Origin of the sequence: Plesiocystis pacifica SIR-1, assembly GCF_000170895.1 — a bacterium.
GTDB lineage: Bacteria > Myxococcota_A > Polyangia > Nannocystales > Nannocystaceae > Plesiocystis > Plesiocystis pacifica.
Genome location: NZ_ABCS01000019.1, coordinates 100,783 through 121,182, shown reverse-complemented (window position 1 = coordinate 121,182; position 20,400 = coordinate 100,783). Strand labels below are relative to the sequence as shown.

At 70.2% G+C, this 20,400-nt stretch carries 17 protein-coding genes; 9 read left to right on the top strand and 8 right to left on the bottom strand.

What is annotated here, in order from left to right; translation table 11 throughout:
- Nucleotides 1-50: 50 nt before the first annotated feature.
- A complete protein-coding gene (locus PPSIR1_RS12495) occupies nt 51-503 on the top strand; it encodes a hypothetical protein (protein ID WP_006971430.1) in 453 nt (150 codons plus the stop codon).
- 61 nt (nt 504-564) lie between these two features.
- Nucleotides 565-1,443: a patatin-like phospholipase family protein gene (locus tag PPSIR1_RS12490; RefSeq protein ID WP_157595483.1), complete on the top strand. Its 879-nt coding sequence runs from the start codon at nt 565-567 to the stop codon at nt 1,441-1,443.
- On the opposite strand, the gene bufB is transcribed toward PPSIR1_RS12490, so the two are convergent.
- On the bottom strand, nt 1,424-3,166 hold the full coding sequence (bufB, locus tag PPSIR1_RS49250) for an MNIO family bufferin maturase (protein WP_006971428.1): 1,743 nt from the start codon (nt 3,164-3,166) through the stop codon (nt 1,424-1,426). The two genes, PPSIR1_RS12490 and bufB, sit on opposite strands and share 20 nt — an antisense overlap.
- A 167-nt stretch (nt 3,167-3,333) precedes the next feature.
- On the opposite strand from bufB, the gene PPSIR1_RS42545 reads away from it, so the two are divergent.
- The gene (locus tag PPSIR1_RS42545) at nt 3,334-3,642 is read left to right on the top strand and encodes a hypothetical protein (RefSeq protein WP_006971427.1); all 309 of its coding nucleotides are present in this window, start codon (nt 3,334-3,336) and stop codon (nt 3,640-3,642) included.
- 81 nt (nt 3,643-3,723) lie between these two features.
- On the opposite strand, the gene PPSIR1_RS12475 is transcribed toward PPSIR1_RS42545, so the two are convergent.
- Complete coding sequence (locus tag PPSIR1_RS12475; protein WP_006971426.1) at nt 3,724-4,632, bottom strand: DUF4397 domain-containing protein; 909 nt, start codon at nt 4,630-4,632, stop codon at nt 3,724-3,726.
- A gap of 303 nt (nt 4,633-4,935) precedes the next feature.
- Here PPSIR1_RS12475 and PPSIR1_RS12470 point away from each other — a divergent pair, with 303 nt between their 5' ends.
- From PPSIR1_RS12470 to PPSIR1_RS42535, 4 genes are all read left to right on the top strand, one after another.
- Nucleotides 4,936-5,943 (top strand): hypothetical protein, encoded by a 1,008-nt coding sequence (locus tag PPSIR1_RS12470; protein WP_006971425.1) that lies wholly within the window; start codon nt 4,936-4,938, stop codon nt 5,941-5,943.
- Nucleotides 5,944-5,945: 2 nt separating this feature from the next.
- Nucleotides 5,946-6,755, top strand: a complete 810-nt coding sequence (locus PPSIR1_RS12465; protein WP_157595482.1) for a hypothetical protein — start codon at nt 5,946-5,948, stop codon at nt 6,753-6,755.
- 58 nt (nt 6,756-6,813) lie between these two features.
- Nucleotides 6,814-8,652 (top strand): FHIPEP family type III secretion protein, encoded by a 1,839-nt coding sequence (locus PPSIR1_RS42540; protein WP_086001266.1) that lies wholly within the window; start codon nt 6,814-6,816, stop codon nt 8,650-8,652.
- A gap of 153 nt (nt 8,653-8,805) precedes the next feature.
- Nucleotides 8,806-11,310 carry a serine/threonine-protein kinase gene (locus PPSIR1_RS42535; protein ID WP_006971422.1) on the top strand — a complete coding sequence of 835 codons (2,505 nt, stop codon included), beginning with the start codon at nt 8,806-8,808 and terminating at the stop codon, nt 11,308-11,310.
- 8 nt (nt 11,311-11,318) lie between these two features.
- Here PPSIR1_RS42535 and PPSIR1_RS12450 read toward each other — a convergent pair whose 3' ends face one another.
- From PPSIR1_RS12450 to PPSIR1_RS12425, 6 genes are all read right to left on the bottom strand, one after another.
- Entirely contained in the window at nt 11,319-12,140 is an 822-nt protein-coding gene (locus PPSIR1_RS12450) for a DUF5131 family protein (RefSeq protein WP_006971421.1), read from the bottom strand.
- 31 nt (nt 12,141-12,171) lie between these two features.
- Complete coding sequence (locus tag PPSIR1_RS12445) at nt 12,172-13,344, bottom strand: three-Cys-motif partner protein TcmP (protein WP_006971420.1); 1,173 nt, start codon at nt 13,342-13,344, stop codon at nt 12,172-12,174.
- A 136-nt stretch (nt 13,345-13,480) separates the two neighbouring features.
- A complete protein-coding gene (locus PPSIR1_RS12440) occupies nt 13,481-14,140 on the bottom strand; it encodes a zf-TFIIB domain-containing protein (protein ID WP_157595481.1) in 660 nt (219 codons plus the stop codon).
- Between the two features lie 79 nt (nt 14,141-14,219).
- Complete coding sequence (locus PPSIR1_RS42530) at nt 14,220-15,077, bottom strand: glycoside hydrolase family 75 protein (protein ID WP_006971418.1); 858 nt, start codon at nt 15,075-15,077, stop codon at nt 14,220-14,222.
- Between the two features lie 25 nt (nt 15,078-15,102).
- Nucleotides 15,103-16,161, bottom strand: coding sequence for an aldo/keto reductase (locus tag PPSIR1_RS12430; protein ID WP_006971417.1), 1,059 nt, complete (start codon nt 16,159-16,161; stop codon nt 15,103-15,105).
- A gap of 78 nt (nt 16,162-16,239) precedes the next feature.
- On the bottom strand, nt 16,240-16,755 hold the full coding sequence (locus PPSIR1_RS12425) for a hypothetical protein (RefSeq protein WP_006971416.1): 516 nt from the start codon (nt 16,753-16,755) through the stop codon (nt 16,240-16,242).
- 284 nt (nt 16,756-17,039) lie between these two features.
- Here PPSIR1_RS12425 and PPSIR1_RS12420 point away from each other — a divergent pair, with 284 nt between their 5' ends.
- Together PPSIR1_RS12420 and eboE are read left to right on the top strand one after the other, a co-directional pair.
- Nucleotides 17,040-18,263: a 3-dehydroquinate synthase gene (locus tag PPSIR1_RS12420; RefSeq protein WP_006971415.1), complete on the top strand. Its 1,224-nt coding sequence runs from the start codon at nt 17,040-17,042 to the stop codon at nt 18,261-18,263.
- Nucleotide 18,264: 1 nt separating this feature from the next.
- Nucleotides 18,265-20,391 carry a metabolite traffic protein EboE gene (gene eboE / locus PPSIR1_RS42525; protein ID WP_006971414.1) on the top strand — a complete coding sequence of 709 codons (2,127 nt, stop codon included), beginning with the start codon at nt 18,265-18,267 and terminating at the stop codon, nt 20,389-20,391.
- Nucleotides 20,392-20,400 lie beyond the last annotated feature (9 nt).

Below are 20,400 nucleotides of genomic sequence, written 5' to 3'. Positions count from 1 at the left end.
CCCGTCTTTGTGGCCTCCGCCGGTCGGCCGGTACCTGATACACTCCGCGCATGAACGAGCGGTCGCTCCACTCGTCCCTCGCGGGTTTCGAGGTCGTCGAGTCCAACGATCGCTTCGACATTGGCCTCGACCCGAGCCAGGCGGTCATGGTCATGCGGCGCAAGCCGGTCGGCTCCTTCAACGCCCTCGACGTCGTCATGATGCTCCGCGGCGTGACCCCCCTGATGGACGACCCGGCGCACTGGGGCGTGCTCTTCGACAGCCGCGAGGCCATCGGTCGCTCGGACTCGGACTTCGAGCACGAGTCCCGGCGGATGCGGACCTACCTGCTCGAGACCTTCGCCCGCCTGGCGATCCTGGTCCGCTCGGCCGCGGGCGTGATGCAGGTCCGGCGGCTGTCCACGAAGCTGCACGACGAGCGCCTGGGCGTGTTCCGCGAGCCGGCCCGAGCTCGCGCCTTCGCGGCCGGCCGCGTGCGCAGCAACGCCGACCCCAGCGCGTGATCGCAGCTCGTGATCCAGGCCGGTGATCCCGACCGATGATCGAGCTATGCTCCGCGCCGCCATGGCGGAGCCCATCTCCCTCGTGCTCTCCGGTGGAGGCTGCAAGACCTTCTGGGGCATGGGCGCCTACGAGGTGCTCGAGGACCTGCTGCCGCCGATCGAGCGCTGGTCCGCGGTCAGTGCCGGCGTCGCCATGGCCCTGGCGCGCTGCACCGGCCTGTTCCCCGAGACCATGCAGGTCTTCCTCGACGAGGTCGACCGCAACGAGAGCAACATCTACCCCCGCCGGGTGTTCTCCCGCCGCGACCGCGCCTTCCCCCACGACGGCATCTACCGCGGGACCATCGCGGCGATCCTCGAGCGCGGGGGCTTCGAGCGCGTGCGCGAGAGCGTCCCGGTGCACATGCTGATCAGCCACATCGAGCCGGGCTACCCCCTGGTCCGGACCAGCGCCGTGGCCGTGCGCAACCACATGATCGCCCGCCGCCGCCGCGACCTCCACGGCCCGGGCCACCTCGCCCCGGGGCTCGGCTACCGGGCGCTCAGCTCCCACGACGCCCAGAGCCCGGCCGAGCTCATCGACTGGATCGTCGCGTCCTCGACGATCCCGCCCTTCACCCGGATCCAGCGCGAGGGCGGCCGCACCTTCCTCGACGGCGGCCTCGTCGACAACACCCCGATCCGCGCCCTGCCCAAGCACGCCCGCGCCGAGGGCCGCAAGATCGTGTGCCTGATCAGCCACAAAAAGCCCACGCCGCGCATCCCCATGCGGACCCCCGAGGGCGCCGAGATCCTCTACCTCGCCGCGCCCGAGCCCCTGCCGATCCGGATCTGGGACTACACCTCGCCCGACAAGGTCGTGGAGATCTTCGAGCGAGGCAAGCGCGACGCGGAGGCGCTCCGGCCGGTGCTGGCCGCGTTCACGTCTGCATCGCGGTGAGCAGCTCGTCGTCGACCCAGCGGCGCAGCCACAGCGCGACTTGCTGCGGGTCGGCCTCGGCGCCCGCCTCGGTGTCGGCCGTGGGCGAGGCCTCGCCGACCCCAGAGTCGACCCCAGAAGCCGCCGCGCAGATCTCGAGGAAGGAGGCGCCGAACATCAGGGCCGTGAGCGCCCGGGCCTCGGCGTCGTCGAGGTCGCGGACCCGCGTGCCCAGGGCCTGGCGCCAGATCAGCGTGTACCCGGGCCGGGCCGGGCAGCGACGCCTGGCCTCCCGCAGCCGCAAGCCTTCCTGAGAAAAACCACGCATGACGGTGTAGGGGCGCGTGGTCGGGTGCAGCGCGACCGTCTCGGCGACGACGAAGCGGGCCCGCGGCCAGGCGTCGAGGGGCAGCTGCGCGAGGTCCTCGGGGCGCAGCAGGGGCTGGTCGGCGCAGGTCAACAGGCGGATGCGGTCGTGCTCGATGCGGGTGACCTCGACGAGCTCCGGCTCGGCCCCGCTGAGCACGTGGCTGGCGACGAAGGCGGGGAAGCCCGCCGAGTAGTTGCGCAGGTCCGGATCCCGCGAGGGCTGGGCGAGGACGTAGTCCGTGACCAGGTTGTGGAACTCGACGGTGCCCAGCATCCACGCCGCGACCGGGAAGTGATCCTCGAGCACGCCCGCGAGGCGCCAAAAGTAGTCGTTGGCGTAGACCTCCATGCGCGCGAGCCGGGGAAAGCTCGGGCTCTCGACGAAGCTCTCGGTGAACAGGTCCTGGGTCGCGGCGTTGGACCCCGAGAGGTAGTCGTCGACGCCCGAGGGGTAGGTGATGAGCTCCCAAAAGTGCTGCTGGAGCGCGGCGAGCTCGGGCGCGGGCGAGCGGGGCGCGGCAGCAGGCGCGGGCGCCCCGGCCAGGCTCGGCGGCCAACGAGGCTCGCGCTCGTCCGCCGCCGCGCCGCACAGCTCCCGGGCGATCGCCGCCGCCTTGCGCTGCTCGGCCGCCAACACCGCCCACTCCGGCGTCTCCTCGTCCCACTCGACCAGCGAAGACACCGGCCCCCAGCGCTCGAGGGCGGCGCGGTAGAGCTGCCACACCGCCTCGGGCACGGCCCCGCGGTGCGAGTCGAACTTGTAGATCCCGCGGTCGCTGTGGTTGGCCAGGTGGAACTGCCACACGCGCTCGCCGGGCACGCCGTCGAGGAACTCGAGGGGGTCGAAGCCGTGGTTGGTGGCGTTGACGACGATGTTGTTGAGGTCGAGGAGCAGCAGGCAGTCCGCGCGGGCGCACAGCTCGGACAGGAACTCCCACTCGCGCATCTCGTCGGCGCCAAAGCGCACGTAGCTCGACACGTTCTCGAGCAAGATCCGCCGGCCGAGGACGTCTTGCGCTCGCGCGACCCGCTCGACCACGGCGTCGAGGGCCTCGCGGGTGTGCGGCACAGGCAGCAGGGCGTGGCTGTGGTGACCGGCGTGGGTGGCCCAGCACAGGTGCTCCGACACCCACGCCGGCTCGATGCGCTCGGCCAGCTCCCGGAGTTCCCGGAGAAAGCCCGGGTCCGGGGCGTCGAGGGAGCCGATGCCCAGGGAGACCCCGTGCAGGACCACGGGCATGCGCTCGCGCACGGCCTCGAGGGTGGCGACGGGGCGGCCACCTCTGGCCAGGAAATTCTCGCTGATCACCTCGACCCAGTCGACGTCGAGCGCACCCGCGAGCGCGCGGGCGTAGTGGCGGGTCCGCAGACCCACCCCGTGACCAATGTACGGGCGACGATGCACCGAGGATCAAGATAGCGCGAACTCGACCCCGCGGCGGAACGCAGGCCGCGAATTTCGAGCCCCAGCGCGCGAATTCCACGTAACCTTGGCGCGCGCGCAGACATACTCCCTGCGTTCGCACCCGCCACGAGCCGACCATGACCAACACCAACAAGCAGCTCATGTCCGCCTTCGCCCTGTCCGCCGCCGCGCTCTTCCTCGGCGCCTGCGACAAGTCCTCGGGAGGCACCACGGACCCCGGAGACGCCGCGGGCGGGGACGCCAACGCCGACGAGGTGGTCAAGTGCTTTGGCATCAACGAGTGCAAGGGCGAGAGCGCCTGCAACGTCAACAAGCCCGAGCTGGGCATCGAGCACTCCTGCGCCGGCGAGAACGACTGCAAGGGCAAGGGGTGGATCAAGGTCCCGCGCTCGGAGTGCGACGCCAAGAGCGGCGAAGTGCTGTGAAGCTCTGATTGTCCAAGCCCCAACGAAAAAGAGGGATGCACCGCGACGGTGCATCCCTCTTTCGTTGGTCGGTCTCGATTCTCAGCCCTCGGGGTTCACCTCGGCGATGGAGCCGTCGGGCAGGTGCGCGATGAGCGAGGGGACGCCCTCGCTGGTGTTCACGGCGTACACGTTGATGAGCGCGCCGCCGGGCAGCTCCGGAACGAAGAAGCAGGCGTCGACGGTGGCGTCCTGGCCGACGTCGAGGCCCAGGGACAGCGGCCCCACGGGCACGTCGAAGTCGAGGGCGCCGCCGAGGTAGGGGAAGTCCTCGAGCAGGGGCATGGTCGGGTCGCAGTTCTCGTCCACGAGCCACACGTCCACGGGGTTGAAGGCGCCCAGGGCCGCGGCGTGGATCACGTTGAGGCGCGTATCTCCCTCGGCGATGTCGGCCGGGTTCTCGGGGAAGAAGGCCACGCCGAACTCGCCGTCGCCGTCGCCCGGATCGAGGTAGCCCGACGCGAACACGGCGTAGTCGACCCCAGCCTCGATCGCGAAGCCCTCGACGGTGAACACCGAGTCGTCGATGGTGCCGCCGGCGGGGACGATGTCGAAGTCGTAGGTGCCGACGGGCAGGGCGACGTAGTCGGTGCCCTGCTTGAACTCGAAGGTGATCCCGGGAGCCTCGCCGTTGACGAAGATGTCGACGCCGGTGTTCTCGTCACCGGGGAACACGCCGAGGTGCATCAGGCGCACGCGGCCCTCGTCGCCGCCGGTGGTCTCTTCCTCGGTGGTCTCCTCTTCCTCCTCGGTGGTCGACTCCTCTTCGGTCGTCTCCTCCTCGGTCGAGCCGTCTTCGGTCGTGTCTTCGCCGCTGGTCGTCTCGCCCGCGGTGTCATCCTCCTCCTCGCCGACCTCGTCGTCGCCACCGTCGTCGGACGGGCAAGCGGTCAGCGGAATGGTCAGGAAAGAGGCGATGGCGGCGGTCTTGATCAGGCTGTGGAATTTCATGGCTTTTCTCGCGTTTTTGAATGGCTGACCTGTACTCGTTGCAAGGTCTGTTCACCCTTTGTTCTGAGAAAAACGCGTTGCAAGAAAAAACTCGAACTTTTTGAACAAAGTCTGTCTAACCTTGCTTTGGGTGCCAGCATGCGCACTTCCAAGCACGGCGCCGAACACGCTCGTTCCCTCCAGCCGACCCGTGGGCCGTGAAAAACAACCGATCGGACTCACGGAGTGGACAGCCCTTCGCCCCGGCACGACAGGTGCGTTCCTGTAAGATGCAGCGGCCTCGGCGATTGAAGGTCCGCCCACTTGCTCGACTTCGCGCTCACGACGATCCTGCTCTTCGCACCGCCTGCGGAGGGCACTGCGGCCGGCCCCGTCGAGGACGGGTCCGCCGATCCGGGTGCCGAGAGCGGGGGGGCGGACGCGGGCTTCGGTGAGCTCCACGCCGAGGAGCCCGAGCCCAGCGGCGATCCCGGCGCGTCGGCCTCCGGGGGCTACGGCGGGCTGACCCCGCTGACCAACTACGCCGATGAGCCCGAGCCCGGCCAGCCCGAGGGCGAGGCCGCGCTCCCGCCCCCGCCCGAGGAGGAGGGCAGCGGCTTCCAGGAGCCCGAGGACTACGGCCCCTTCTTCGAGGTCGCGCCGGTCTCCGAGGTCCGCTTCCCCGGCGACGCCGTGCGGCCCGACAAAAAGTACCCCTTCGCCTCCGTCGGCAAGGGCCCCGTGCGCTTTTGCTTCGTCGAGGACAGCGAGTGCGGCGCGTCGCTGATCGCCGACGCCGACGTCGGCGTCGGGCTCAACCTGATCACCAGCAACCGCGGCCTCGACGTGCCCTACTCCCAGGTCCGGGTCCGCGGCGGGATGATGTTCCGCCCGCTGATCCTCGCCCGCAAGCACTGGCATCCCTGGGGCGTGGGCCTGACGGGGAGCTACTCCATCGGCTCGGCCTCGATCACCGCGACCACCCAGGACTCGAGCGAGACCTTCGCCGGCATCACCGAGACCAGCCCGATCCGCAGCGCCCGGGTGGCCCTGGTCAACCAGCTGTGGCTGGCCCAAAAGCGCAACGCGGTCCACCTCGACTTCAGCATCGGCGGGGTCAACTCCTCGGTGCTCAACGCCTCCGGGCGCTACTGGGGCACCCACGCCGAGTTCGGCCTCGGCTTCGGCGGCTGGGGCGGACTGTTCGTGTCCGGGGACTTCCTCGACCAGGACAGCCGCGTGGTCTTTGGCATGCGCGGCCACGGCATCGTGACCGGCCCGATCATCGCCCTGGCCCTGCTCGGGCTCGTCGCCGGGGGGGTGGCCCTGTGATCGTGAGTGGGAGCGCGTGGCTGCTGCTGGCCTCGCTGGCCCTCGCGCCGACGCCCGAGGGCGCCGTCGAAGGTCCCGCCGAGGCCAGCGCGGGCGAGGACGCCGAGCTGCACTACGGCCCCGAAGACGTCGCCCGCTTGCGCGAGCGCTACGCCCTCGAGGACGAGCCGAGCCTCGACACGCGCAAGCCCAAGTGGCGCTGCCTGATCGCCGACCCGGGCTGCGGCTTCGGGGTCGAGCTGCTCGCGACCTCGGCCTACGCCTACCGCCTGCGCCAGGGCGACATCAGCGTCTCGGGCGACATCTTCGAGTGGAACTCGGCCCGGGTCAGCTACGAGGTGTGGGTCAACTTCGCCGCCCACACCGAGACCATCGGGCAGCAAAAATTCACGCGCTTCACCCTCGGGCCCAAGGTGGCCGTGGTCGGCAGCGACAACGAGGACCTGTGGGGCAACTTCGGCATCGCCGGGCGCTACTGGTTTGGCCGCGGGGCCTGGTCGCCGGCCTTCGAGTTCTCGTCGGCGCTGAGCTTCAAGCTGACCGGGAGCCAGACCGGGAGCATCCAGCCGCAGCGCTCGCCGGTCGGCATCACGGCGGACGTCGGGGTCAACGTGGGCGGCTGGGGGGCGATCATCGTCGGCGGTCAGTACGACACGCCCCTGGCCCGCGAGGACCTGCCCGAGAAGTACCGGGTGTCCGCGGCCGGCTCGGTGTTCGTGGGCTTCCGCGGCAACGTGCTGTGGGGTCTGCCGGCGGTCTCGGCCGTGACGACCCACGCGGTGCTGCTGCGGCGCGCCGAGCCGCAACCTTAGCCCCCCGAGTTGCTCGAAATTCGGGGACTAGCGGCCACCTTGCTAGGATCCGCGGCCCATGGCTGGCCGTGTGAGACCGACGCTCGACTTGCTCCGCGGCCTCGCCCCGGCGGCGGCCGTGATCGCCCTGTTGGTGGGCCTGCTCGTGCCCCTGCCGACGGCGGCCCTGGACGCGCTGCTGTCCCTGAGCCTGGCCTGCGCGGTGGTCGTGCTCGTGGCGACCTTGCAGATCCGCCGGGTGCTCGACTTCGCGGCCTTCCCGGTGCTGCTCTTGGTCCTGACCTTCGCGCGGCTGACCCTCAACGTCTCGACGACGCGGCTGATCCTCTCGCAAGCTGACGCCGGCCGGGTCATCGACGCCTTCGCCGGACTCGTCGTGCGCGGCGACCTGCTCGTGGGCGCGGTCATGTTTGGGGTGATCACGGCGATCCAGTACCTGGTCATCGCCCGCGGAGCCGAGCGCGTCGCCGAGGTCGCGGCCCGCTTCACCCTCGACAGCTTGCCCGGGGAGCAGGTCGCCATCGACCGCGAGCGCGCTCGCGGCCAGATCGGCGCCGACGAAGCCCGCGCCCGTCGAGCGGAGCTGGGCGAGCGCGCGGACTTCTTCGGCCGCATGGACGGGGTGATGCGCATCGTCAAGGGCGACGCGCTCGTCGGCCTGGTGATCACGGCGATCAACCTCGTGGGCGGCGCGGCGATCGGCATGCGCCAGGGCGCGGGTTTGGTCGAGAGCCTCGGCGTCTATGGGCGCCTGGCCGTCGGCGACGGGCTCCTGGCCCAGCTCCCCGCCATGCTCCTGGCCCTGGCCGCGGCCATGCTCGTGTCCCGGGTCGATCGACGCGACGCGGCCCGGAGCCCGCGGCTGTTCGACTGGCTCGAGGCGCCCATGCTGTTGGCCCCGGCGACCTTGCTGCTGGTCCTCGCGGCCGTCCCGGGCATGCCGACCCTCGCCTTTGGTACCACCGGCGTGGGCCTGCTGCTCGTCGCGCTGTACCTCACCCGCGCGCCCGCGGCCGCGAAGAAGCTCGCCAGCCCCGAGCCCCTGCGCGTGGGCGTGCCCGCGAGCCTTCGCCCCGAGCTGCGCGAGGACCTCGAGGGCGCGCTCCCGGCCCTGCGCCAGCGCTGCAGCGCGACCCTCAACCTGCCCTTTCCGCCCCTGGTGCTCGAGCTCCGCCCCGAGCTCCCCGAGCGCTCCCTCGCGCTCGACCTCGAGGACCGCAGCCTCGCCCGCGAGACGATCGAAGCGAGCGCCGCCGACGACCCCGACGCCTGGTTGCTCGCGGGCTTCCACGCCCTCACCCGGGGCGCGAGCGCGCTCCTCGAGCTCGACGCCATCGAAGGGGCGATCGAGCGCGAGCGTCGGCGCCGACCGGCGGTCGTGCGTCGAGCCATGCGCTGCGCCGAGTCCATCGATCTGCTGCACATCGCCCGGGCCTTCGTGCGCGAGCGCGTGCCCCTGCCGAGCGTCACCGCATTGCTCACCGCCCTGGCTGAGGAGCGTTGCTTTCACGACCCCAACGAGCGATCGCGCTGGCCCGAGCTCGCCCGCGAGGCCCTGGCCGATCGCTGGCTGCGAGAGCTGCACGCTGGCGTGTGTGAGCTCGGTGACCCTCGCTGGCTCCGAGCCAGCCCTGACCTGGAGGATCTGCTGGTCGCACGCTGGGAGCCTGGGGCCAATCGTCCCCGCGTCCACTTGAGCCCCAAGGAGCGTCAGCGCGTGCTCGCGCGGGTCCAGGGCGAAGGGCCGGCGATCGTGCTGTGCAGCGCTCGGGCCCGCCCCGCCCTCGCGGCCCTGATGACGGGCCTGCGACCCCACGTTCCGGTTTTTGCCCTCGGCGAGCTCGCGGCCGCTGGCCTGGAGCCACCCGACACCCCTGCCCTCCTCGACCTGGAGTGATCGAAGGGACCGCCAAGCGCGGCGGCCTGGGGCCAAAGGGGACACCTCCCCGAATCACCACGGTGGCCTCGTTCGGGGGGCAAGCGTGTGCACCGAGCGGATAACCAGGTAGCATGGCAGTCACTCGCGAGCTGCGACCGCGAGGACGCGTCGATGTCCGAACTCAACGCCAAACCGCCCAACCCCTCGGCCAAGCGCACCATGGTCGGAGCCGGGCCTCCGCCGCCCGGCCCCGTCCGCGGCGGCGCCGCGGCGCCCACGGTCGCAGCAATCGCTCGCGAAGACGTCAACCCAAATGCGAGCACGCTGCCGCCTCCGGGCAAGGACGCCGCGACCCGGCGCACCGAGGTCGACACCCGGCCGACCGCCGAAGATTTCCAGTCCAACCGCGGGCAGCACCGGGGAACCCAGATGCAGGGCATCGAGCGCCTCGCCGAGCCCGGCAGCGAGCAGGGCCGCGTCCGCCTGATCCCCGGCAAGGTCATCCCCGGGACCCGCTACCGCATCCTCCGCTGGCTCGGCGAGGGCGGCATGGGCGTGGTCTACGAGGCCGAGCACATCAACATCGCCCGCAAGGTCGCGCTCAAGATCCTGCGCTTCGACCTGTCCCAAGAGGAGACCATGGCCAAGGTCTTCGAGGACGAGGCCCGGGCGGCGAGCAGCGTCGGGTCCAAGCACATCGTCGAGATCTACGACTTCGGCGAGCTCGAGGACGGGCGCCTGTTCTTTTGCATGGAGCTCATCCCCGGCGGCGACCTGGTCCCCGAGACCGAGGACGACTGGATCGAGCCCCCGCGCCTGATCGGCCTGCTGCGCCAGGTCTGCAAGGGCCTGTCCGCCGCCCACAAGGGCGGCATCGTCCACCGCGACATCAAGCCCGAGAACATCATCGTGGTCAACGAGGACGGCCGCGAGCTGGTCAAGCTCGTCGACTTCGGCATCTCGGCCATGGTCGCGGCGGGCTCCGAAGAGGGGGGCAACATCGCCGGCACCCCGCACTACATGGCGCCCGAGCAGATCACGGGCACCAAGTTCGACGGCCGCCTCGACATCTACGCCCTCGGCTGCATGGCCTACGAGCTCCTCGTCGGCTACCCGCCCTTCCTCGCCGAGGGCATCCAGGAGCTGCTCCAGCAGCAGCTCTACGAAGCCCCCAAGCCCCTGCTCGAGTGCCGCCCCGACCGCGAGATCCCCAAGGAGCTCGCCGACGTGGTGATGAAGTGCCTCGAGAAGGACGCCGCCGCGCGCTGGCAGGACATGGACGACCTCGAGGCCGCGCTGTGCGAGGCCCAGATCGCCGCCGGCATCGTCACCCCCTGGGACGACCTGCCGCTGCCCGAGGGCATCGACCCCGAGCGCCGCGAGCGGCTGTTCAAGGGGATGCCCAACCCCAACGTCATCGTGATGCCCGAGGGCAACCGCTGGCTGGTCCCGGTCATCGCGGCCGCCAGCGCCCTGGTCATCGGCGTGCTCCTGGCGTGGATCTTCCTGGGCGGCAAGCCCACGGACGAGGAGCTCGACCAGATCCAGGCCCTGACCATCGAGGCCCGCGAGGCCGGCTCGAAGACCCAGTGGGTCTACCCGCCCGAGACCGAGCCCGACTCGCCCACCGCCTTCCAAAAAGTGATCGAGCTCGAGCACCTCGAGGGCTCGGCCGCCGACGCCGGCGAAGAACGGGCCGTCGAGCTGCGCGACGAATTCCACGGCACCCTCTCGACCCTGGGCAACCGCTACTGGGGCGTCCCCGAGGCCCGCGGCTTCGCCCGCGACTACTACGCGATGGCCTACCTGTTCAAGCCCGAGGACGGCGAGGCCCGCGAGCGCTCGGGTCGGACCGCGGGCGAGCTCGCCGACTTCCGAGCCCGGGCCTCCACCGGCGACTTCACCGAGGGTGAGCTGAGCGCGGCCCGCTGGCTCGACGTGTTCGCCGAGGAGGACAAGGGCCTCGCCGAGCAAAAGGCCAACGACCTGCTCGCCATGGAGGCCGAGGAGAGCAAGACCGGCTCGAAGCGCTCGGCCCTCGCCAGCAACCGGGCCGTCGACGCCGCTCGCGGAGCCGGCATCAACGTCGCCAGCGCCCCGCCGCCGCCCACCGCCCCCGTCGACGCGGACGAGGGTGCCGACGACGGCGAGATCATCGACGACGACGCAGGCGCCGAGGCTGGCGAAGGAGCCGGCGAGGCCGGCGAAGAGGAGCCGGTCATCGACTCGGCCAGCACCAAAAAGCGCAACCGTCGACCCAAGAAGTCCAACTCGGGCTCCGGTGACGACGAGACCCTCGGCGGCTCCACCCGCGACCCCGACAAGGCCGCCGAGCTCGCCAAGCAAGGCATGGACGCCCTCCGGGCCGGCCGCCGCAGCGAGGCCAAGACCCTGTTCAACCAGGCCATCTCCTACGACCGCCGCAACGCCATGGCGCTCATGGGCCTGTCGGACATCAACTTCGACACCGGCTCGAACCAAAAGGCCGTCCTCTACGCCGAGCGAGCCGTCAAGGCCGCGCCCAAGAACAGCGGCTACCGCATCAAGCTCGGCGACGCCTACTACAAGGTCCTGCGCTACCGCGACGCGCTCGAGCAGTACGAGAAGGCCAAGAGCCTCGGCAACTCGAAGGCCGACTCGCGCATCGCCAAGGCGAAGAGCAAGATCGGCGGTTAGGCTGGCTCCTAAGCAGCGGGGGCCAGCGAGCTCAGCACGGCCTCGATGTGCGAGCGCACCTCCGCGGCTCGTCGGTGCCGCTCGGCGCGAGCAGGCGGTGCATTCGTGGCGACCTTCGGGAAGTTGTCGTAGGTCCGCCCGTCCAGTTTTCGGCCTGCGATCTTCTTGCGAATACCGCCCCACTGCTTGAAGAAGAAGGGCACCCGCTGCGCTCGGCACTGCCGGCGGATCGAGCGGACCCAGTCTGCCTCCATGGGGCGCGCACCAGGGCCGCTCTCTCCCCCGACGATGACCCAATCGATGGCGGTGAGGTCGAGGGCGCCAAGATCCTCCAGCAAGGGCTCGACCGACAAGAAACGTACTCCCGCGCGTGCACCCCGGAGCGCGTCGATGCGCGGCAAGCCGTACTTGCGATCTTCCACGCTGACGCCCAGCCAGATGTGCTCCTGGACAAAGTCCATGGGGAGCGAGGCCGTGAACTGCTGCAGCCGATCGGCGCGCTTGGTCAGGAGCTGAAAGAGGTGCCAGTCGGCCGCCTTCATGGTCTCGAACACGAGCCGGATGTAGTCATCCGACACGCCCGAATGGAACAGGTCGCTCATCGAGTTGACGAACACCTTCCTCGTCTTCGACCAGCTCAAGGGCTCTGCGAGCTTCTCGGGGACGAGGCGTAGATCGAAGCCCTGCTCGTAAGGGTGGCCGGGGATGCCACGCCATCGCTCAGAGAAGGTCTCCGCGTAGCAGTGCTTACAACCGGGGCTGATCTTCGAGCAACCGCGCACGGGGTTCCAGGTCGCGTCCGTCCACTCGATCGTGCTCCCGTCGCTCATGGCATCACCTGATCACGCACGGCTCGGATCGTCAAGCCTGCCCACGCGCATCACTGGCTCTCAGCGAGATCACGTCATCGTCGTGCAAGGTCCTTCGCCTCGTCCCCGGTGTCGGCGACACCGAGAGTTGCCCGTTCGAATACAGCTGAAAGCACTGCTTGCTCAGGTCTCCACGGGTCAGGTGGAGTTCCTCCAGCAAGCGCGGCCAGACTCGACTCCATCGCAGTGGGCCCCGCTCTAGGACTTTGCTCAACTCAGCGCCCACCCGAGTCAGATCCGCCTGTTGCTGCTGCGCGTAGCGCCGGTCTTCCGTGGAAGCAATCTCCTCCGGCGCAAACAGCGAGCCCTGCGCCGTCCTGCGGCTCCTCGCCCCCTCACGAATGATGGACGCCTCCGCTCCGGCCACTCGTTTTTCCGCACTGCGGAAGACCTCGAGCACCTTTTCGTGTTTGCCGCCGATGACGAGACGAAACCATGTCCGCTCGATCGTTGGATGCGGGATGCTCATGTCCGCAGCCCACGCAACGTTGCACCTCGTCTTGAGCTGAGCGCGATACAATCGCATCAGTTCGATTTCCCCGAGCCCCGAGGGTAGATCGGCGTCGGACAAACCAAAGAACGCGCGCATTTGCTCCCGAAGGAAGGCGCGCGGATCGTCCTTCCACCGATTGACGTCATTGAACATCACGTTGATCAAGACATCCCGAAAGCGGGGCTCGACCAAGGGCGCGATGAAGCGCATCTCGACTCCCTTGAACCCTGTGGGATCCACGAAGATGAAGGCAGGATCATCACCAATGAGCTCCTGGATCGCCCGGACATGGGTACCAAATTCGCCGAGATAGGCGTCGGTCACCACCGCGCCCCCTCTCCCGTCGAGGTAGCTCTTCAACCGCCGAAAGGCAGACGGACTTTTCTCAACGAAGACCGCGCCAAGCTCAATCCCTGCCCCAACCTGTTCCCGCAAAGTCTCAGCGGCCTCCTCCAGAGCCTGTAAACCGATGTAGATCGACGTATCCCGAAGATCAGTATCTTGCGATCGCCACGGCCCCGCGAACACATCGATGTACCAAATCCGCTGCTTGCCACCTTCCCTTGCGACTAGTCTCCCAATCTTGTGTGCCCAAGCTCGCAAGTATTCGGTCAAGAACCGGTGCTTGAGGTAGCTCTGCTCGCGGCCAAAGTACTCCTCCGGAACGTCCACACCTCAATCTATCGTTGAGGAAGACACGTGTCATCCGGCCAATCAGCCTGTCCCGGCCAGGCATAGCTTGCTGACCGGGACGGGAACAAATCAGTCTGGCGCTGATCCAGCGCTCCGCAGCGTCGAGGCAAAGGCCTCAATACCCGTTGAGCTCGTTGTAGCGCAGCTGGTAGGCCCGCGAGCGGAAGGCCAGCACGAGCGGCTGATCCTCCTGGTCCCACTCTTTCTCGAGCGCGATGCCGTCGGTGTGCTGGGGACACTGCGGAACGTCGAAGCTGTAGGTCGTGATCTTCCCGCCCACCCCGATCGCGGCGCCAGCGGACAGGTCCCCGAGCTCGATCTTGCGTAGCTGCGCGTCGGCGTTGCACATGGGGCACGCGAGCTCGCCCGCCTCGTTGGTCGGCCAGCGCAGGCCGACGTTGTTCAAGGGGCTGAGGAAGGTCGCCGACTCGGCCACGTGGTCGTCGGCGACCAGGGTCATGGTGTCTTTGCCGTGGCTATAGCTGCCGCACTTTTCACATCGGTGCAGGAAGGTCTCGCCCAGCTGGCCCAGCTGCATGGGCGCCGAGCACGAAGGGCACGCCGCCACCGCAAAGCCGCCGCTCTTGAAGGTCATGGCCAGGCCGCCCAAGCTGCCGACGGCCAGCACCCCCGACCAGAACATGCCCAAAAAGCCCCAGTCCAAGCTGAAGCCGGCGGCGAGGAGGCCAACGCCAACGCTGCCCATGACGCCCATGGAGATCCGGGCTTGTTTGGTCTTGGAGGTGTCGACGGTAACGGGAGTGCTCTGGCTCATCACAGCTCGGGCCTCACGATAGACCTCGGCTACGCCGGACACCATGACCATTCTCCTCCAAAGGTGAGCGTTTTCGGGCCTAGTTGGTGCTCGGGCTGTCGGGAGGGTTGGACGATGAACCAAGCTGGCAGCGCTCGAGCCTCGCTTGGCCGCCCCAGGCCTCAAAGGCTGCGCGCCCTTGCTCTTTGATCCACGCATCATCGTGCGGGTGGTGGTCCCCGGTCCCCGGCCACACCAGCCAGGTCAACTTCCGATCCGTTCCCCCGCGCCTGGGGTTTGACGGAATACCCAGGGCCTTCGCCAGCGCGATCGAGCCCTCGCCGAGGTGACCGTTCGGGCCGATGTCGGCGAAGAGCGCGAAGGCCTGCTCGCCAGACTCCGGGTCGACGACGAGGGCGAGGTCGCCGAGCCAGATGCCGATCTCGGTCCGGGCCTTCGCCGGGAGCACGACGTAGGGGATGCGCTCGGCGTCGACGTAGCGGCGCGGATCCGTCTCCGCCTTGCCGCGATCCTCGAGGGCGGTCATCGAGACGTAGTAGCCCGGCGCGGGGTCGCCCTCGCCCTGGACCACGGGCGCGCCGTCGGGGTCGACGACGAGGGCCCACCAGTGACCGGGGCGGCCGGCGTTTGCGAGGTAGTCGAGGCCGACGCTGGAGCGAGGGTGGTAGGCCCGGGGTGAGCCGTCGGCGTCGATGGCCATGCCCGCGGAAAAGAGCACGCTGCCGTCGTCGAGGACCGAGATTTCGCCGGCCTCTTCGCCCTCGCCGATCTGCAGGGTCTCGCGGACGCTGCAGCTCGTGACCGGCGCGGGCTCGGGCTCCGGATCGAGCTCGGGCAGCGGCGGCTCCTCCGACTCCGCCGGCTGATCGACGATCGCGGCGCTCGGCAGCTCGCGCGCGCCGTCGACACAAGCGCCCGCGGCCAAGACCGCGAGCACACCCAAGAGCCCCCGAAGCTCCACCTCAGCGCCCGTCGATGCGCGTGCGGATCTCCCCGTGGACCAGGTCGAGGACCTGCGGCGCCGCGAGGAAGTCGTGGGGGAAGCCGAGGTTGATCTTGCTGACCTCGTCGAGCTTGGCGAGCTGCTCGGCGTTCAGCTCGACCGTGACCGCGCCGATGCAGTCCTCGATCTGCGCGACCTTGCGCGAGCCGACGATGGGCAAGAAGCCGTAGCCCTGGGCGCGGACCCAGGCGAGGGCGACCTGGGCCGAGGTCACGCCGAGCTCGTCGGCGACGGCGTCGACGGTGCGCGCGACGGCCAGCTTGCGCTCGCTGGTCCGGCCGCGGGCCTCGTTGGCCGCCTTGCGCAGGGAGTCGCCGCCGCCCCCGTCGCCGCGGGTGTACTTGCCGGTCAGCACCCCCGCGCCCAGGGGCGCCCACGCGACCACGGACAGGCCGAAGTGCTCGGCCATCGGCAGCAGGTCGCGCTCGGGGGTGCGCTGGAGCAGGCTGTACTCGATCTGCAGGCCGACGAAGGGGGTCCAGTTGCTGAGCTCGGCCTTGACGTTGGCGGCCGAGACGACCCAGGCCGGCGCGTCGCTGATGCCGACGTAGAGCACCTTGCCCGCGCGGACCAGGTCGTCGAGGGCGCGCATGGTCTCCTCGTAGGGGGTGTAGCGGTCCCAGGCGTGGACCCACAGCAGGTCGATGTAGTCGGTCTGCAGCCGCTCGAGGCTCGCCTCCACGGCCAGGGCCATGTTCTTGCGGCTGTTGCCGGCCGAGTTGGGATCGCTGTGATCCATGGCCAGGGTGTACTTGGTCGCGACCACGCTGCGATCGCGACGGGACGAGCCGCCGGCCTCCAACCAGTTGCCGAGGATCTCCTCGGTCTCGCCGCCGTGGTACTTGTTCGCCGTGTCGTAGAAGTTGCCGCCCGCCCCGGCGAAGGCGTCGAGGACCTGGTGGCTCGTCGCCTCGTCGGCCCCAAAGCCCCACTGGGTCCCGAAGCTCATGGTCCCAAGGCAGATCTCGGACACGCGCAGGCCCGATTTCCCCAACAGTCGATAGCGCAGCTCGGTCATGGTGGGCGCAGCATAGGTCCACGGGGCGCAGGCGCGCGACCTCCCCGTTTGGTCGGCCGTGATTGTCCCCCGAAGCGCTCAATCGAGGGAGCGACAGCGCGCCGCGAGGTCCCGGTCTGCAGGCCCCAGCGCGTGGCCGCGCAGGTGCTGGACCACGTGCATGTCGTGGTAGGCCTTGGCCTGCAGCGCGTAGATCAGTAAGGGGAGGAGCTGGGCGGCGAGGCCCTCGTGGGCGCCAACGTGGCCGGCCAGCTGCAACCCGGCGTAGTGGGCCACGAACACGCGGACGCCGAACTGGGCGAGCTCCTCGAGCTGATGCCTGGCCTTGGCCTGCGGGCTCTTCCAGCGCTGGGGGCCGAGGCTCCCGCGGACGCTCTGGATGGCGATCCAGGCGTAGCTCAGGAAGGGGACGAGGCCCACGGCGAGGAGGCCGACGCGCGCCGGCTCGAACGGCCCGACGCTCGCGGACACGGCCTTGGCGAGGACGAAGCTCAGCGCCGCGAGGGAGAGCTCCTCCCGCAGGTCGCGGCGGCGCTCGTAGAAATGGAAGAAGGGCGGGCGGGGCTCCATGGGGTCGTCGGGCTGCGTGGTCATTCCAAGATGACATTGAACGCATAGCCTTCACCGCCGAGGACCGATTCGGATCCGTGCGTAATGCGGTTACGTCAGCTCGCGCCACCTCGAAGCGGCGCCATTTTGGAGCTAACGACGTCACGAGGCCGATTTGAGCCCATCGCAAAGATGGGAGTGCGCTGAAAAAAACTGCCTGGGGTCGTGACTCCAACTGTGAACACTCCATTGCGAACACTCCCCGAGGTGCTGGGGAGCTTCGCCCCACGGCCTCACGCTCGCACAGGCCGCTGACACCGAGACAATCCATGCTGCCCACGCCCTCGCCCACTCCCCTCGCCCGCGCTCGCCGCAGCCCCGCCCGCGCGGCGGCCGGCGTGGATCAACGCTTCGCCGTCGACTTCGACTATCCCGTCTCGTTCACCGAGGCCATGTTCGCGCCGGGCAACCGCGCCCTCGTCGAGGCCGTCGCCCGCCGCGAGCCGGGCCGGCGCCACCGGGTCTCGGTGGTCATCGACGGCGGCGTCGCGACGGCCTGGCCCGGGCTCCACGAGGCCATCCACCGCTACTGCTCGACGCACGCCGACACCCTCGAGCTCGTCGACTCGCCCTTGATCGTCCCCGGGGGCGAGCCGGCCAAGAACGACCCGGTCCTCGTCGAGGCTCTGCTGCGCCGCTTCTTCGCCCTGCGCCTCGACCGGCACGCCTGCGTGCTGATCATCGGCGGCGGCGCGGTCCTCGACGCCGTCGGCTACGCCGCAGCCATCGCCCACCGCGGGCTCCGGGTCGTGCGCGTGCCGACCACGGTGCTCGCCCAAAACGACGCGGGCGTCGGGGTCAAAAACGGCGTCAACCGCTTCGGGAGCAAGAACGCCCTGGGCTGCTTCGCCCCGCCCTTCGCCGTGATCAACGACGCGGCCTTCATCTCCACGCTCAAAACGCGGGACCGCACGGCGGGGATCGCCGAGGCCGTCAAGGTCGCGCTGATCCGCGACCGCGAGTTCTTCCTGAAGCTCGAGGCCGACGCGGACGCCCTCGCCTCCGGTGAGTCCCGGGCGACGCGCCACATGATCCAGCGCTGCGCCGAGCTTCACCTCGCCCACATCCGCGACAGCGGCGACGCCTTCGAGTACGGCAGCGCCCGGCCCCTCGACTTTGGCCACTGGGCGGCGCACAAGCTCGAGGTCCTCAGCGCCCACGGGCTCGTGCACGGCGAGGCGGTGTCGATCGGGATCGCGATCGACTGCCGCTACTCGGCGCGCGTGGGCCTGCTCGCCCCCGAGGACGCGGCCCGGGTCGAGCGCACCCTGGCGGCGATCGGGCTGCCGCTGTGGCACCCGGCCCTCAATCGCCGCGGCCCCTCGGGCGGCCTCGAGGTCCTCGACGGCCTCGAGGAGTTCCGCGAGCACCTCGGCGGCGAGCTGACCGTGACCATGCTGCGCGCCCTGGGCGTGGGCGTGGAGGTCCACCAGGTCGACCGCGACCACATGGCCGGAGCCATCGCCGGGCTGCGCATGGAGCGGGCGGGCTGAGATGCGGCTCCCCTCCCGGCCCCAGGCGCACTGGACCTACTGCACCAACATCCACCCGGGCGAGCGCTGGGCGGAGGTCCGCCGCGCCGTGCTCGAGCGCGTGCCGGCGGTCCGCGGCGCCCTCGGCCGATCGAGCGAGCCCTTCGGCGTCGGCCTGCGCCTGTCGGCCCGCGCCGCCGCCGAGCTGCTCGCCGACCCGGCCGCGCTCCCAGCCTTTGCCCGGGAGCTCGCCGAGCGCGGCCTCTACGTGTTCACCATCAACGGCTTCCCCTACGGGCCCTTCCACGGCCGCGCGGTCAAGCAGGCCGTCTACCGCCCCGACTGGCGCGAGCCGGCCCGGGCCCGCTACACCGCCCAGCTCGCGGCGATCCTCGGCGCTCTGCTCCCGCCCGGAGTCGAGGGCTCGATCAGCACGGTGCCCGGAGGCTTTCGCCCCGAGACCCGCGGCGCCCAAGCCCGGGCCGAGGTCGTCGCCGGCTTGCTGAGCGCCGCGGCCGATCTGTGGCGTCGGCGTCAGGCGGGCGGACCCCACATCACCCTCGCCCTCGAGCCCGAGCCTTCCTGCATGTTCGAGACCACGGCCGAGCTCGTCGCCTTCCTCCGCGACGAGCTCCGAGCTCCAACGGCCCGGGCTCGCTTCGCGGCGATGACCGGCCTGTCCCGCGCCGCCGCCGGGGAGGCCCTGCGCGCCCACGTGGGCGTGTGCTTTGACGCCTGCCACGCGGCGGTCGAGTTCGAAGATCCGCGGGCGTCGATCCGCGCCATCGCCGACGCGGGGCTGCGCCTGGCCAAGGTCCAGATCTCGGCGGCGCTGGTCCTCGACCCCGTCGACGACGCGGCCGTCGAGGCCCTCGAGGCCTTCGCCGATCCGGTCTACCTCCACCAGGTCGTCGCCCGCGATCGCGACGACCAGCTGCACCGCTTCCTCGACATCCACGACGCGGTCCGGTCCCGAGCCGCGGGCGAGCACGCGCCCGCGCAGTGGCGCGCCCACGTGCACGTGCCGATCTTCGAGGCCGGCTTCGGGCCCCTGGGCAGCACCGCCGCCTCGCTGCCCGAGGTCATCGACTGCGCCCTCGAGCGCGGCGGGTGCCGGCACTTCGAGGTCGAGACCTACACCTGGGAGGTGCTGCCGCCGCGGCTGCGCGCGCAGCCCCTGGACCAGAGCATCGCCCGGGGAGCTCGAGCTCGCCCTCGCCCTCGCCCGGCCCCGCACCCACTCCCCGAACACCGCCCGCGCCGGAGCCCCCACGCCATGAAACTGTCCACCGCCTCGAAGCTCGGCCGGGTCTCGAACCTGCCCACGGTGTGGAGCAACGTGCTCGCCGGCTACGTCCTCGCCGGGGGACAGCTCGCGCCCCGCCCCCTCGTGCTGCTCGGCCTGATGGGCTCGGCCTTCTACATCGGCGGCATGTTCCTCAACGACGTGTTCGACGTCGAGTACGACCTGCGCGAGCGGCCCGAGCGGCCGATCCCCGCCGGCGAGGTCGAGCGCGACGAGGTCCTGCGCTGGGCCGCGGCGCTGATCGCCGGGGGCCTGTGGCTGGCCTGGCAGCTCGGCCTCGCGGTGCTGCTCGCGGCCCTGGCCACCGTCGCCTTCATCGTGCTCTACAACCGCAACCACAAGGGCAACCCCGCAGCGCCCGTGCTCATGGCGATGTGCCGCGTGGGCCTCTACGCGTGCGCGGGGGCGGCCGCGGGGACAGCCACGGATCCGGGCTCGATCGGCGCCCTGGGCCTCGGCGCCCTCGTGCTCGCGGGCTACGTGCTCGGGTTGACCTACGCCGCGCGCTACGAGGACTCGAGCGCGCTGGTCCGCGTCGGTCCGCTGGTCGGCGTCGCCGGACCCCTCGCGGTCTACGGCTCGGTCTTCCTCCAGGGCCCCCTCGGCGTGGCCCTCGTCGTCGGCTTTGGGCTGTGGCTCGCCCGAGCCCTGCGCCTGGTCCGGGGCCAGCGGCCGGGCTCGATCCGCAGCGGCGTGATCGCGCTGATCGCCGGCATCGCGTGGGTCGACGCCCTCGCCCTCGCGTCGGTCGCGGGGACCGGCGTGGGCCTGCCCATGGCCCTCGGAGCCCTGGCCGCGTTCATGGCCACCCTCGCCCTCCAGCGCCTGGTCTCGGGGACCTGAGCGCGCAGC

Bases quoted from the DNA above. Each gene is read 5' to 3' on its own strand.
- PPSIR1_RS12475 (WP_006971426.1), bottom strand. From the start codon at position 4,632: ATGAAATTCCACAGCCTGATCAAGACCGCCGCCATCGCCTCTTTCCTG.
- PPSIR1_RS12430 (WP_006971417.1), bottom strand. From the start codon at position 16,161: ATGACCGAGCTGCGCTATCGACTGTTGGGGAAATCGGGCCTGCGCGTG.
- PPSIR1_RS12490 (WP_157595483.1), top strand. From the start codon at position 565: ATGGCGGAGCCCATCTCCCTCGTGCTCTCCGGTGGAGGCTGCAAGACC.
- PPSIR1_RS42535 (WP_006971422.1), top strand. From the start codon at position 8,806: ATGTCCGAACTCAACGCCAAACCGCCCAACCCCTCGGCCAAGCGCACC.
- PPSIR1_RS12420 (WP_006971415.1), top strand. From the start codon at position 17,040: ATGCTGCCCACGCCCTCGCCCACTCCCCTCGCCCGCGCTCGCCGCAGC.
- PPSIR1_RS42545 (WP_006971427.1), top strand. From the start codon at position 3,334: ATGACCAACACCAACAAGCAGCTCATGTCCGCCTTCGCCCTGTCCGCC.
- eboE (WP_006971414.1), top strand. From the start codon at position 18,265: ATGCGGCTCCCCTCCCGGCCCCAGGCGCACTGGACCTACTGCACCAAC.
- PPSIR1_RS12425 (WP_006971416.1), bottom strand. From the start codon at position 16,755: ATGACCACGCAGCCCGACGACCCCATGGAGCCCCGCCCGCCCTTCTTC.
- PPSIR1_RS12495 (WP_006971430.1), top strand. From the start codon at position 51: ATGAACGAGCGGTCGCTCCACTCGTCCCTCGCGGGTTTCGAGGTCGTC.
- PPSIR1_RS12440 (WP_157595481.1), bottom strand. From the start codon at position 14,140: ATGAGCCAGAGCACTCCCGTTACCGTCGACACCTCCAAGACCAAACAA.
- PPSIR1_RS12450 (WP_006971421.1), bottom strand. From the start codon at position 12,140: ATGAGCGACGGGAGCACGATCGAGTGGACGGACGCGACCTGGAACCCC.
- PPSIR1_RS42540 (WP_086001266.1), top strand. From the start codon at position 6,814: ATGGCTGGCCGTGTGAGACCGACGCTCGACTTGCTCCGCGGCCTCGCC.